Genomic DNA, 12,020 nt, shown 5'->3' with positions numbered 1-12,020 from the left:
CCCTGGTGCTGGGGCATACCGGGCGCTGCAAGACTAGCCCCTCGTCAAAATGAAAACGCAGGCCCTGGGGCCTGCGTATTGCGGTTTGGCAGTCTGCCGGGGATTAAAATTCCACCACGGCGCGGATGGATTTGCCCTCGTGCATCAGGTCAAAGCCTTCGTTGATCTGGTCCAGGGTCAGCTTGTGGGTGATCATCGGGTCGATCTCGATCTTGCCGTCCATGTACCAGTCGACGATCTTCGGAACGTCGGTGCGGCCTGATGCGCCGCCAAAGGCGGTGCCGCGCCAGCTGCGGCCGGTGACCAGCTGGAACGGACGGGTCGAAATCTCGGCCCCGGCTGGCGCCACTCCGATGATGATGCTTTCGCCCCAGCCCTTGTGGGCGCATTCCAGCGCGGTGCGCATCACTTGCACATTGCCGGTGGCGTCAAAGGTGTAATCGGCGCCGCCGCCGGTCAGCTCGACCAGATGCGCCACCAGATCGCCCTCGACCTCAGCGGGGTTGACGAAGTCGGTCATGCCGAATTTCTCGGCCATTTCGACCTTGCCCGGGTTCAGGTCGACGCCGACGATCTGGTCGGCACCGGCCAGACGCAGGCCCTGGATCACGTTGAGGCCGATGCCGCCGAGACCGAAGACCACCGCGCGCGAGCCGATTTCCACCTTGGCGGTGTTGATCACCGCGCCGATGCCGGTGGTGACGCCGCAGCCGATGTAGCAGACCTTGTCAAAAGGCGCGTCCTCGCGGATTTTCGCCAGCGCGATTTCCGGCACCACGGTGTGGTTCGCGAAGGTCGAGCAGCCCATGTAGTGGTGGATCGGTGTGCCGTCCTGCATCGAGAAGCGGGTGGTGCCGTCCGGCAGCAGGCCTTGGCCTTGGGTGGAGCGGATCGCCTGGCACAGGTTGGTCTTGGGGTTGAGGCAGTACTCGCACTCACGGCATTCGGGCGTGTAGAGCGGGATCACGTGGTCGCCGGGCTTCAGCGAGGTAACGCCTTCGCCGACCTCGACCACAACACCGGCGCCCTCGTGGCCCAGGATTGCCGGGAAGATGCCTTCGGGGTCATCACCCGAGCGGGTGAATTCATCGGTGTGGCACAGGCCGGTTGCCTTGATTTCCACCAGAACCTCGCCCGCCTTGGGGCCTTCGAGGTTCACCTCCATGATTTCCAGCGGTTTGCCGGGGGCAACCGCAACGGCGGCGCGGGTTTTGATCATGTGACTGGTCCTTCGTCCATATTCTCCGGGGCCGGGCCGCCGCAGGGCGGGTCCGGGGTGAATGCGTTGCCAGCGGCAGGGCCGCGGGCCGGAATGACCCAGCGTTACATTTGCCGGCCGGCGCACGCAAGCATTGCCTCGGCACCCTAGCAGTCCCGGTGTGCCGGGCTTTGCCCCGAATGCGACAGCTGAGCGGCGGTCCGCGCCATCTGTTAAGGAAGAAAAAACTGCGTATTCCAGCAGCTTGCCCGCAGGCTTCCAGTTTTGGGAAGGAATCTTGCCGCGGGGCCTTGACCTTCCCCTGACTGGAACCCTCATATGGCCTAACATAGGATAAAACCCGCAGGTCTCCCATGTCAGAAAACACCCGTATTTCACTGCAAATCACCAATCTGAGCTGCGCAGGCTGCGCCGGGCGCGCCGAACGTGCCCTGGCTGCGGTCGAAGGGGTTGAGACGGCCTCGGTGAACCTTGCAAACGCAACCGGCCAGATCGAGGCCGCGCCGCAGGTGCAACTGGTTCAGCTGACGGATGCGCTCAAGTCCGCGGGCTACCCGGCGGCGGAGTTGGAAGTGACACTGGCGCTCAGCGGCATGAGCTGCGCGTCGTGCGTGGGACGGGTGGAGCGGGCGCTGCTGGCAGTGCCAGGCGTGCTGGAGGCGCGCGTTAACCTGGCCAGCGAAAGCGCGCAGGTCCGGTTCCTGACCGGCGCGGTCCGCGCCGCCGATCTGGCCCGCACGGTGACAGATGCGGGCTATCCGGCGCGTCTGAGCAGCGGCGAACCGGATGAGGCAGAGCAGGCGAGCCAGCGCAAGGCGGATGAGATTTCCGCACTGGGGCGGCAGGTGCTGATCGCCGCAGTGCTGACGCTGCCGGTCTTCCTGGTCGAGATGGGCGGCCATATTATTCCGGCGCTGCATCACTGGGTTGCGGCCAATATCGGCATGCAGAACAGCTACCTGCTGCAATTCGCCCTGACTACCCTGGTGCTGGCGGGGCCGGGACGGCAGTTCTATACCAAGGGGTTCCCGGCACTGTTCCGGGGGGCGCCGGATATGAACGCGCTGGTGGCGCTGGGCACCTCGGCCGCTTACGGGTTCTCGGTGATCTCCACCTTCGCCCCCGGGCTGCTGCCCGCAGGCACTGCCAATGTCTATTACGAGGCGGCGGCGGTGATCGTGGTGCTGATCCTGACCGGCCGCTTTCTGGAGGCGCGCGCCAAGGGGCGCACCGGCGCCGCGATCCGCAAGCTGGCCGGGCTGCAGCCGAAGACCGCCATGGTGGTTGCCGGCGGCGACGCTGTGGAAACGCCGGTCGAGGAGATCGGGGCAGGGGACCTGATCCGGGTCCGCCCGGGCGAGCGTATCGCTGTGGACGGCGAGATCGTGTCGGGCAGCTCCTACATCGACGAAAGCATGATCAGCGGTGAGCCGGTGCCGGTGGCCAAATCCCGCGGCGATGAGGTGACTGCGGGCACCATCAACGGCAACTCCGCGCTGGAATTCCGCGCCACCCGTGTGGGGCGCGACACTGTGCTGGCGCAGATCATCCGCATGGTAGAGCAGGCGCAAGGCGCAAAGCTGCCGGTGCAGGGGCTGGTCGACCGGATCACCCTTTGGTTTGTGCCCGCGGTCATCGTGGTGGCGGCGCTGACGGTGCTGGCGTGGTCGTTGTTCGGTCCGGCGCCGTCGCTGCCACTGGCGCTGGTGGCCGGCGTCTCTGTTCTGATTATCGCCTGCCCCTGCGCGATGGGGCTGGCCACGCCGACCTCGATCATGGTGGGCATCGGCCGCGCCGCCCAGATGGGGGTGCTGTTCCGCAAGGGCGACGCGCTGCAGCGGCTGCAGGAGATCCAGGTGGTGGCGCTCGACAAGACCGGTACCCTGACCGAGGGGCGTCCGGCGCTGACTGAGCTGATCTGCGCCGAGGGTTTCACCCGCGAGGAGGTCCTGCGCCTGGCCGGCGCGGCTGAGGCGCAGTCCGAACACCCCATTGCCCGCGCCATCACGGCAGCGGCCGGCAAGGGGCTGCCCAAGGCGGACGCCTTTGAGGCGATCCCGGGCTACGGCCTGCGGGCAGAGGCAGAGGGGCGCGAGGTTCTGGTGGGCGCTGCCCGGCTGATGGTGCGCGAAGGCATTGCGCTTGGCGCGCTGGCGGCGGAAGGTGAAAGGCTCGCGGAACGCGGTGAAACTCCGCTGTATGCAGCCATTGACGGGCAGGCGGCGGCGGTGATTGCGGTGGCCGACCCGATCAAGCCGGGCACCCCTGCGGCGATCAAGGCGTTTCACGATCAGGGGCTGAAGGTGGCGATGATCACCGGCGATGCAGCCGCGACGGCGCAAGCGATTGCCAGGCGGCTGGGCATTGACGCGGTGAAAGCCGAATGCCTGCCTGCGGACAAGGTCAAGACGCTGCAGGAGCTGCAGGCGGAGCATGGCGCGCTGGCCTTTGTCGGCGATGGCATCAATGACGCGCCGGCGCTGGCAGCGGCGGATGCCGGCATCGCCATCGGCACCGGCACCGACGTCGCCATCGAGGCGGCAGATGTGGTGCTGGTTTCCGGCGATCTCCGCGGGGTGGTCAATGCGCTGACCGTCAGCCGCGCCACCATGCGCAACATCCGCCAGAACCTGGGCTGGGCCTTCGGCTATAATGTGCTGCTGATCCCGGTGGCCGCCGGGGTGCTCTATCCCTTTGGCGGGCCGTTGCTGTCGCCGGCATTGGCTGCGGGTGCGATGGCGTTGTCGAGCGTGTTTGTGCTGTCCAATGCCCTGCGCTTGCGCCGCCTGAAACCTGCCATAGATGAGGAACAGGCCGCATTCGCGGCCAAGGAAGCCGGCAAGCAGGAGGCGCGCGCATGAACATCGGGGACGTATCCAGCCGCTCAGGCCTGCCCGCCAAGACCATCCGCTATTACGAGGACATCGGCCTGATCAAGCCGCACCGCAGCGCCAACGGGTACCGCTGCTTTGCCGAGACCGATCTGCACAAGCTGGCCTTTCTGGGCCGGGCCCGGGCGCTGGGCTTCACCATCGAGGACTGCCGCACCCTGATGGCGTTGTACGAGGACGAAAGCCGCGCGAGCGCCGATGTGAAACAGCTGGCGCAGGAGCATTTGGCCAAGATCGAGGAGAAGATCGCGGATCTTCAGGCGATGCACGACACGCTTGGCGAGCTGGTCAACAGCTGCGCGGGCGACAGCCGCCCGGACTGCCCGATCCTCAAGGATCTGTCCGGCGAGGGGTGATCCTCCCGGCGGGGGAGGCGGGGTGTGCTCCCGCGCCCTCGGCTGCCCCGGCGGGCCGCCTGGCGGCCTTGGGCATGGCTTCGGGCCTTACGGCCCGAAGCGGGCGTCCTTAGGCGGGTCGCAGCTCAAGGATCTCGCGGGCCTGCTGCCAGGTGGCGACGGGGCGCTCGTATTTTTCACACAGCTCTGCTGCGCGTTTCACCAGCGCAGCGTTGGAGGGCGCCAGGGTGTCCCGGTCCAGCCGCATGTTATCCTCCAGCCCGGTGCGGGTATGGCCGCCCGCGGCGATGGACCATTCGTTGACCAGGATTTGCCCCGGCCCGACGCCGGCGCCGCACCACTGGGCCTCCGGCGCCAGCCGCTGCATGGTTTTGACGTAGTAATCGAACACGTCCTTGTCGACCGGCATCGCGTTCTTCACCCCCATCACGAACTGCACGTAAAGCGTGCCGGGAATGCGTCCCTCGCGGTTCATCTTCACCGCCTGGTGGATATGCGACAGATCGAAGGCCTCGATCTCCGGTTTCACCTCGTGAGCGCGCATTTCCGAGGCCAGCCAGTCCACCAGATCAGGGGAATTCTCATAGACCCGGGTGGGGAAGTTGTTGGAGCCCACCGACAGCGACGCCATGTCAGGCCGCAGGGGCAGCATCCCGCCGCGCTCCCGGCCAGCGCCGGAGCGGCCGCCGGTCGACAGCTGGATGATCATGCCGGGGCAGTGTTTCTGCAGTCCCTCCATCAGACGCGCGAATTTCTCCGGGTCCGAGGTCGGCGTCTGGTCGTCGTTGCGCACGTGGCAATGGGCAATCGAGGCACCGGCCTCAAACGCCTCATGCGTGCTTTCGATCTGTTCTTCGATGGTGACCGGCACCGCCGGGTTGTTTTCCTTGGTCGGCACCGAGCCGGTGATGGCGACGCAGATGATGCAGGGTTTGCTCATGGAATTCCCCTTCAGATATCGAAAAACACGGTCTCGTTTTCGCCCTGCAGGCGGATGTCGAAACGGTAGACAGGCGTGCCGCCGCGCAGCTCACGCTTGGCGATCAGGGTGGCGCGGCGGCGCTCCCACTCTATCACATTCAGCACCGGGTCGGCAGCGTTGGCCTCACCTTCGTCCTCGAAGTAGATCCGCGTGTTCAGCCCCACGTTGATGCCGCGGGCGACGATCCACAGGCTGATATGCGGTGCCATCATCTGCCCGCTACGGCCCATGACCGGCCCGGGTTTCACGGTGTCAAAGCCCCATTCGCCGGTCTCAAAGTCGGTGATCACCCGGCCCCAGCCGCGAAAACCCTCCTCCACCCCGCCTGAATGCTCCGGGTGGGCATAGAGGCCGTCTGCATTGGCCTGCCAGGCCTCCAGCAGCACGTCCTTGACCGGCGAGCTGGTGCCGTCGATGACGACGCCCTCGACCCGGATGCGCTCGCCCTTGGCATTGGGGCCGGCAATGGCCCAGCCAAGCTCCTGATCGTAGATTTCGAACCCTGCCGCACCGGGGGCCAAGCCGATATGGACATACGGCCCGGCGGTTTGCGAGGGGGTTTCCTTCAGGTAGTCCAGCTTCTGCCGCATCAGTTCCCCTCCAGCCGGTTTTCAAACAGGGTGGACCGCCGCCCGCGCAACACGATGTCAAAGCGATAGGCGATGGTGTCGAGCGGGATGGTGGCGTTCATATCGAGCCGGGCCACCAGCATTTCTACCGCCTCCGGGTCCGGGATGGTGTTCACGATCGGGCAGCGGGCAATCAGCGGGTCGCCCTCGAAATAGAGCTGGGTGATCAGCCGCTGGGCAAAGCCGCTGCCAAAGACCGAGACATGGATATGCGCGGGCCGCCAGTCGTTGACCCAGTTGCGCCATGGGTAGGCGCCGGGTTTGACGGTGCGGAAATGGTAGCAGCCGTCCTCATCCGTCAGGGTCCGGCCGCAGCCGCCGAAATTCGGGTCCAGCGCACTGAGGTAGGTGTCCTTCTTGTGCCGGTAGCGGCCGGAGGCATTGGCCTGCCAGATCTCCACCAGCGTGTTCGGCACCGGACGCGCGTTTTCATCCAGAACCCGGCCATGCACGATGATGCGTTCGCCAACCGGGCTTTCGCCGGGCTGGGCGAAGTTGCTCAGCAGGTCGTTGTCCGTGGCATTGATGTCGTTGTGCCCGAACACCGGGCCGGTGATCTCGCTGGCGGTATTTTCCAGGCTGATCAGCGGAAACTGCGGCGAGCGGGTGACCGAGGTCTTGTAGTCCTGCGACAGGGCGGGCGGATGCCAGCGCCGGTCGCGCTGATAGAACTCCCCAGGTTTCGGCGGCGTGCTCATGCGGGCTCCCCTCCTTCGGCTGCCATTTCGGCATAGGTCTCTTTGGCCAGTTTCAGCGCCTGATTGGCGCGTGGCACGCCGGCATAGATGGCGACATGCTGGAACGCTTCCATCACATCTTCCTGCGTGGCGCCGGTGCGGGCGGTGGCGCGGATGTGCATCGGGATCTCGGCAAAGTTGCCGGTCGCCGCCAGCAGCGCCAGTGTCAGCATCGACCGTTCCCGCAAGGAGATCCGGTCCGAGGCCCAGACCGTGCCCCAAGCGCCCTCGGTAATCAGCGCCTGAAACGGCTGGTCCAGCGCGGTCTTGGCGGCCTCGGCGCGGTTCACATGGGCATCGCCCAGCACCCTGCGCCGGACTTGCATACCGCGGTCGTATCGGTCTTGCGTCATTGCGATCTCCCTTTGCTTGGGAGTATCGCATACCGCAGGTGATCTGTATAATCCCCAAACAGGCATAAAATGATACCCGTGGTGATATGCGTCTTTCGTCTTCTTTGAAGCTGCGCCATCTTGAGGTCTTCGTCGAAGTCGCCCGCAAGATGAGCGTCACCCAGGCGGCTGAGGCGCTGGGCATGACCCAGCCTGCAGTCACCCGGGCGCTGCGCGAGCTGGAAGCGGTTTGCGGCAAGCCGCTGGTGGAAAAACATGGCCGCGGCATCCGGCTCAGCAGCTATGGAGAGCTGTTCCGGGATCACGCGGGGCGCAGCCTGGCGCTGGCGCGTGACGGGGTGGCGCTGTTGCAGGGGTTAGGGGAGGCGGAGGGGCCGCAGGTCGCCATCGGGGCGCTGCCGACCGTGGCCGCGGATCTGGTGCCGGACACGCTGGCGCAGCTGCGCGCAGGCAGTGCTCCGGGGCGATTTACGGTGATGTCCGGCGGCAATCAGTATCTGATCGATCAGCTGCGCCGCGGCAGTCTGGATGTAGTGGTCGGCCGGTTGCCCGCGCCCGAAACCATGGCCGGAGTGGAATTCGACCCGCTGTATCGCGAGCGCGTCACAGCGGTGGTCGCGAAAGACCACCCGCTGGCCGGCGTTTCCCACTTGCCGCCGGGCGTATTCGAGGTCTTTCCGGTGCTGATGCCGTCGGAAGGCTCGATCATCCGCCCCTTTGTCGAGCGGATGTTCCTGGAGCAGGGGCTGGCGCTGCCGCGTTTCCCGGTCGAAACGGTGTCCGCCTCCTTCGGGCGGCGCTTCGTGCTGGCGCATCAGGCGGTCTGGATCATCAGCCATGGTGTGGTGCGGCCGGATCTGGAGGCTGGCACCATGACCGCACTGCCGCTGAACACGGACAGCACGTTGGGGCCCGTGGGACTGTGCACCCGCCGTGAACACCAGCTTAGCGCTGCCGCACAGCGGTTTTGCGCTGCCCTGCGCCGCCATTGCTCCGCTTTAGGGCTCAGGTGATGCCACCGCTGGCCGGCCTGCGGCAAAGCAGGCGTTTCCCTCTCGGCTGCCATGTCTTATAATTCATCAAATGGAATATTTGCATTTGATGCAGGCTGAGTCACACGAGAGGAGAGGTCATGACCTTGAGCAGACGGAATTTCGGCCTGGCGGCTGCGGCGGGGCTGGCAGCGGCGGCAGCACCTCGATGGGCCCTATCCCGGATCGAACTGGGTACTATGCGGCTCGAAACGCTGTCGGACGGCCACCTGACCCTGCCGCCGGAGTTTATCTATGGCGGGCTGGACCCGGAGGCGCTGCAACCGCTGCTAGACCAGTACGGGATCGGGGACGGGCCGCTGACGCCGGAGGTCAACGTAACCCTGCTCAGGGACGAAGGCCGGGTGGTGCTGTTCGACGCGGGCTCCGGACCCGGGTTCCAGGACAGCGCGGGAAGGCTGCCTGAGGCGCTTGAAGCCATTGGGGTTGGCCCGGAGGAGGTAACCCATGTGGTTTTTACCCATTGCCATCCGGATCACCTCTGGGGGGTGCTCGACGATTTCGATGAGCTACTGTTTCCCGAAGCTGCCTTCTTGATGGGGCAGGGCGAGTGGGATTACTGGTACGATCCGGAGACGGCCGCCAGCATCGGCAGCAGCCGCGCTGCCATGGCCGCCGGGGCCCGTCGCAGGATGGAGGTGCTGGAGGACAGGGTGCAGCTGTTCGCCGATGGTGCGGAAATCCTGCCCGGTGTTGCCGCCCGGGCCACACCGGGCCACACGCCGGGGCATATGGCCTTTGAAGTCCGCAGCGGCAGTGAAAGCGTCCTGATCCTGGGCGATGCTGTTGGCAATCACCATGTTAGCTTTGCCGAACCCTCCTGGCCGGTCGGCTCCGACCAGGATCCGCAAACAGCGGCTGCGACGCGCCTGCGCCTGATGGATCAGCTGGCCGCGGAACAGATGCGGCTGATTGGCTATCACTTGCCGGGCGGCGGCATCGGGCGGGCCGAACGTTCCGGCAGCGGCTACCGCTTTGTGCCTGAGGAGTAGGGCAGGGCTGTTCCAGCGCCGCCTTTGTCCTCCCTGCCTGCTTAGGCGGGTGCACCAAATGCATCCGCAGAACGGGGCAGGTGCGCCCAAGCCGCTGTCCGGTTGATCCGGGCAAACGCAGCCCGGCCAAACTACAGCAGGTGTGCGGAGGCGCCTCAGGCTCGCATCCGCCAGGTCTCCTCTGGTTCCGGGCTGCTGCTTTGTCCAGTGTCTGCAGCTTGGGTGCGGAAGGCGCCGATGGCGCCTGCCATGGCCTGAGCTTCCCTGGACAGGCCCAGGCTGGAGGAGGTGACCTCCTCGAACAATGCCGCGTTTCGGGTGGTCGCGTCGTCCAGGTTGGCCATCGCCGTATTGATCTCCTGAAGACTTCCGGATTGCTCCGCAGACGCTTGCGAGATGGACTTCATCAGGTCGGCTGCGCTGGCGACGGAGGCAGAGATTTCGCCGATCGCCGTTCGGGTCTGCTCAACCAGATCTGCACCGAGCTCGACGTTCCGGCCAGCTTCATCCACCAATGCAGCGATTTCCGTCGCGGCCTCCTTGGACCGGTGCGCCAGGGTCCGCACTTCCGAGGCGACGACGGCAAAACCTTTGCCAACAGTGCCTGCACGGGCTGCCTCAACACCGGCATTCAGCGCCAGCAGGTTGGTCTGCTGGGCAATAGCCTCGATCATGCCAATGATCCGGGAAATCTTCTCGGAGCTGTCCTTGATCGCCTCCATCGCGCCATAGGTCCGTTTCACCACCTCGATGCTATCGCTGGCGTTCTGCCGCGCGGCCTCGACCGAAGCCGACGCTTCACCCGAAGCCTGGGCGGTACCGGCAATGGAGACGGACAGCTGGTTCACCGCAGCCGCGGTTCCGGCCAGGGTCTGCGCGGTGTGCTCTGAGCGCTCGGACAGGTCATGGGACGCCGAGGAGATTTCAGTACTGCCGCCTGCAATCGACTGGCCGCTGGTGCTGAGGCTGCGCACGGAGGCCTCCAGTTTCTCCAGCGCTGCATTGAAATCATCGCGCAGCTTGGCGTAGCCTTCGCCCATCTCACCCTGGATGCGATAGGTCAGATCGCCCTGGGACAGGCGTTCCAGCCCGTTGCCGATGGCCGCCACCGCGGCAGTCTGCTCAGCCAGGCGCGCACTGCGCTCGGCCTCGGCTGCCTGCTCCACTTCTGCCTTTTCCACCAGCCCGTCGCGGAAGACGGAGAGTGCCGTGGCGATGCGGAAGATTTCGTCGCTTGAACGCTCGTAGCCGGTCACCGGGCGCAGGTTGCCTGCCGCCAAACGCTCAGTGGTGCCGCTGATGTCTGCCAGCGGCCGCAGGATGAGGAACCGGGTCAGCACCAGCGAACCCAGAAACACTGCCGCCGCGACTGCCGCCAGAATCTGAAGCTGCCGCTGCGCTGCAGTCACATCGGCGGCAAGCCCATCTGCAATAGAGGCAATCTGCTGCTGGCTTTCGGCTCCCAGGCTGGTCGCCTTGTGGGAAAACTCCAGCACCGCCTCCACCGTGGCCCGGGACGCTGCCGCGGCTTCGGCCGCGGCCTCCAAAGCCGCAACCTTGAAAACCGGCAGGCCCTGCGAGGGATCCGCCAGCGCTACCATCCCCTTCAATTCCTGTTCAAATACGCCACCGTTGAAACCGCTATAGCCCGCCAGCATCCGGGCGGCCTCCTGCAGCGGCCCGGCGGCATCTTGGGCCGCGGCAATGTCATGCGCAGCGGCCATGTCCAGCGCTGCCACCTGAAAGGCACTGATCCAGCCGTTAATTTCCAGCAATTGCTGCAGAACTCCGACCTGGTTGTCCAGCAGACCTTGGATCGCAGTGCGGTTGTCGGCGCTGGCCTGGGTCGCCGCAACCGACAGGGTGAACACCATCCGCTCCATCGCCTGGGTCAGCGGGCGCACGCTGGCATTGCGGGCGGCCAGCACGTCTTTGCGGCTGTCCTTCAGCTCCTTGCGGCTGGCCGTCAGCGTATAGCTGAACAGCTCAACGGCCTCACGGACCTTTTTCACGCGAGAAGCTTCCAGGCCAAGCTCTTCCAAACTGCCCAGCACCGGCTCCAGACGTTTCAATGCGTCCTTCGCCATCTTCTTGAGCGCCCGTTTTGTTGGCACATCGCGCACGTGGCCCAACGCCAGCGCCGCGCCTGAGAGAACGCTGATGTCAGCCCTTGCTTCCAGCAGCGTCTGCAGGCCGCCGAATTGCTTCTCCACCAGGTTGTTCAGGACCTCATCGACCTGGATGATAGTTTCTTCGCCGCCGTCCATCAGGCTGTCGCGGGCCTCTGCGGCCACCGCGACAAGCTTGTCCTGCACTGTCTGGCTAAGGGTTTGCAGGCTGGCCGTCTGTGTGTCGATCCAGGCCTGATTGCGAAAGGCCCCCTGGCGCGCAGCGATCAGATTCCTGAGCGTTCCGGCGGCTGCAGACGCCTCCGGTGCGAACAGGGCCTGCTCCGCAGCGGGCAGCCCGGCAACGGTGCCATCAAGATTTGCGACGGCGGCAGCGGCCCTTTCCTCGGCCTGGGCCAGCTCCTCGACCGATCCGGCCTGTAAGACGCCGATCATCGAGTTCTTGGTACTGCCTGCGGCATTGACCAGCCGGCTGCTGAGTTCCAGCTGCGGAACTTTTTCCTGGGTCAGGACCTCCATCTGGCGGCCTGTCTGTGTAAACACCAGGGTGACCAGAACACCGCCAACGGCGGAGGCGGCGCCCATTGCCATCAGAATAAGCGTGACCTTGGCGCCTATGCTTGAAAACAGCCGGAAGCGCCGCCGCGCCGGCACATCATTTATATTCGTCATCGTCTCAC

General features: G+C 65.4%; 10 protein-coding genes. 4 read left to right on the top strand and 6 right to left on the bottom strand.

The genetic code is table 11. The features are described from left to right. Window positions 1-103: 103 nt before the first annotated feature. Window positions 104-1,216 (bottom strand): S-(hydroxymethyl)glutathione dehydrogenase/class III alcohol dehydrogenase, encoded by a 1,113-nt coding sequence (locus tag ACXAED_RS04110; protein ID WP_475053008.1) that lies wholly within the window; start codon window positions 1,214-1,216, stop codon window positions 104-106. A 356-nt stretch (window positions 1,217-1,572) separates the two neighbouring features. Here ACXAED_RS04110 and ACXAED_RS04105 point away from each other — a divergent pair, with 356 nt between their 5' ends. Both ACXAED_RS04105 and cueR read left to right on the top strand, forming a co-directional pair. Next, window positions 1,573-4,080, top strand: coding sequence for a heavy metal translocating P-type ATPase (locus ACXAED_RS04105; protein WP_475047096.1), 2,508 nt, complete (start codon window positions 1,573-1,575; stop codon window positions 4,078-4,080). Then, the gene (gene cueR, locus ACXAED_RS04100) at window positions 4,077-4,466 is read left to right on the top strand and encodes a Cu(I)-responsive transcriptional regulator (protein WP_039181103.1); all 390 of its coding nucleotides are present in this window, start codon (window positions 4,077-4,079) and stop codon (window positions 4,464-4,466) included. The genes ACXAED_RS04105 and cueR overlap by 4 nt, the downstream gene beginning before the upstream one ends. A gap of 109 nt (window positions 4,467-4,575) precedes the next feature. Here the strand turns inward: cueR and ACXAED_RS04095 are convergent, their stop codons facing one another. The 4 genes from ACXAED_RS04095 to pcaC are packed head-to-tail and all read right to left on the bottom strand — an operon-like array spanning window position 4,576 to window position 7,167. Then, window positions 4,576-5,406 carry a 3-oxoadipate:acetyl-CoA acetyltransferase gene (locus tag ACXAED_RS04095; RefSeq protein ID WP_475047094.1) on the bottom strand — a complete coding sequence of 277 codons (831 nt, stop codon included), beginning with the start codon at window positions 5,404-5,406 and terminating at the stop codon, window positions 4,576-4,578. 11 nt (window positions 5,407-5,417) lie between these two features. Further along, window positions 5,418-6,038 carry a protocatechuate 3,4-dioxygenase subunit alpha gene (pcaG, locus tag ACXAED_RS04090; protein ID WP_475047092.1) on the bottom strand — a complete coding sequence of 207 codons (621 nt, stop codon included), beginning with the start codon at window positions 6,036-6,038 and terminating at the stop codon, window positions 5,418-5,420. After that, window positions 6,038-6,775, bottom strand: coding sequence for a protocatechuate 3,4-dioxygenase subunit beta (gene pcaH, locus ACXAED_RS04085; RefSeq protein WP_475047091.1), 738 nt, complete (start codon window positions 6,773-6,775; stop codon window positions 6,038-6,040). Before pcaH ends, pcaG begins: the two co-directional genes overlap by 1 nt. Continuing rightward, the gene (gene pcaC / locus ACXAED_RS04080; protein ID WP_475047090.1) at window positions 6,772-7,167 is read right to left on the bottom strand and encodes a 4-carboxymuconolactone decarboxylase; all 396 of its coding nucleotides are present in this window, start codon (window positions 7,165-7,167) and stop codon (window positions 6,772-6,774) included. The genes pcaH and pcaC overlap by 4 nt, the downstream gene beginning before the upstream one ends. A gap of 86 nt (window positions 7,168-7,253) precedes the next feature. Between pcaC and pcaQ the strand changes: the two genes are divergently transcribed. Next, on the top strand, window positions 7,254-8,180 hold the full coding sequence (gene pcaQ / locus ACXAED_RS04075) for a pca operon transcription factor PcaQ (protein ID WP_475047088.1): 927 nt from the start codon (window positions 7,254-7,256) through the stop codon (window positions 8,178-8,180). A gap of 119 nt (window positions 8,181-8,299) precedes the next feature. Beyond that, on the top strand, window positions 8,300-9,211 hold the full coding sequence (locus ACXAED_RS04070; protein ID WP_475047087.1) for an MBL fold metallo-hydrolase: 912 nt from the start codon (window positions 8,300-8,302) through the stop codon (window positions 9,209-9,211). A gap of 155 nt (window positions 9,212-9,366) precedes the next feature. Here ACXAED_RS04070 and ACXAED_RS04065 read toward each other — a convergent pair whose 3' ends face one another. Then, complete coding sequence (locus tag ACXAED_RS04065) at window positions 9,367-12,012, bottom strand: methyl-accepting chemotaxis protein (protein ID WP_475047085.1); 2,646 nt, start codon at window positions 12,010-12,012, stop codon at window positions 9,367-9,369. Window positions 12,013-12,020: the final 8 nt, after the last annotated feature.

This window comes from Leisingera sp. ABM4_103 (assembly GCF_056158685.1).
The sequence above is the reverse complement of the archived record's forward strand: the minus strand, read 5'-3'. Positions and strand labels throughout refer to the sequence as shown.

Excerpts from the sequence above, each read along its gene's own strand:
- ACXAED_RS04105 (WP_475047096.1), top strand. The coding sequence starts at position 1,573 with ATGTCAGAAAACACCCGTATTTCACTGCAAATCACCAATCTGAGCTGC.
- cueR (WP_039181103.1), top strand. The coding sequence starts at position 4,077 with ATGAACATCGGGGACGTATCCAGCCGCTCAGGCCTGCCCGCCAAGACC.
- ACXAED_RS04095 (WP_475047094.1), bottom strand. The coding sequence starts at position 5,406 with ATGAGCAAACCCTGCATCATCTGCGTCGCCATCACCGGCTCGGTGCCG.
- pcaG (WP_475047092.1), bottom strand. The coding sequence starts at position 6,038 with ATGCGGCAGAAGCTGGACTACCTGAAGGAAACCCCCTCGCAAACCGCC.
- pcaH (WP_475047091.1), bottom strand. The coding sequence starts at position 6,775 with ATGAGCACGCCGCCGAAACCTGGGGAGTTCTATCAGCGCGACCGGCGC.
- pcaC (WP_475047090.1), bottom strand. The coding sequence starts at position 7,167 with ATGACGCAAGACCGATACGACCGCGGTATGCAAGTCCGGCGCAGGGTG.
- pcaQ (WP_475047088.1), top strand. The coding sequence starts at position 7,254 with ATGCGTCTTTCGTCTTCTTTGAAGCTGCGCCATCTTGAGGTCTTCGTC.
- ACXAED_RS04070 (WP_475047087.1), top strand. The coding sequence starts at position 8,300 with ATGACCTTGAGCAGACGGAATTTCGGCCTGGCGGCTGCGGCGGGGCTG.
- ACXAED_RS04065 (WP_475047085.1), bottom strand. The coding sequence starts at position 12,012 with ATGACGAATATAAATGATGTGCCGGCGCGGCGGCGCTTCCGGCTGTTT.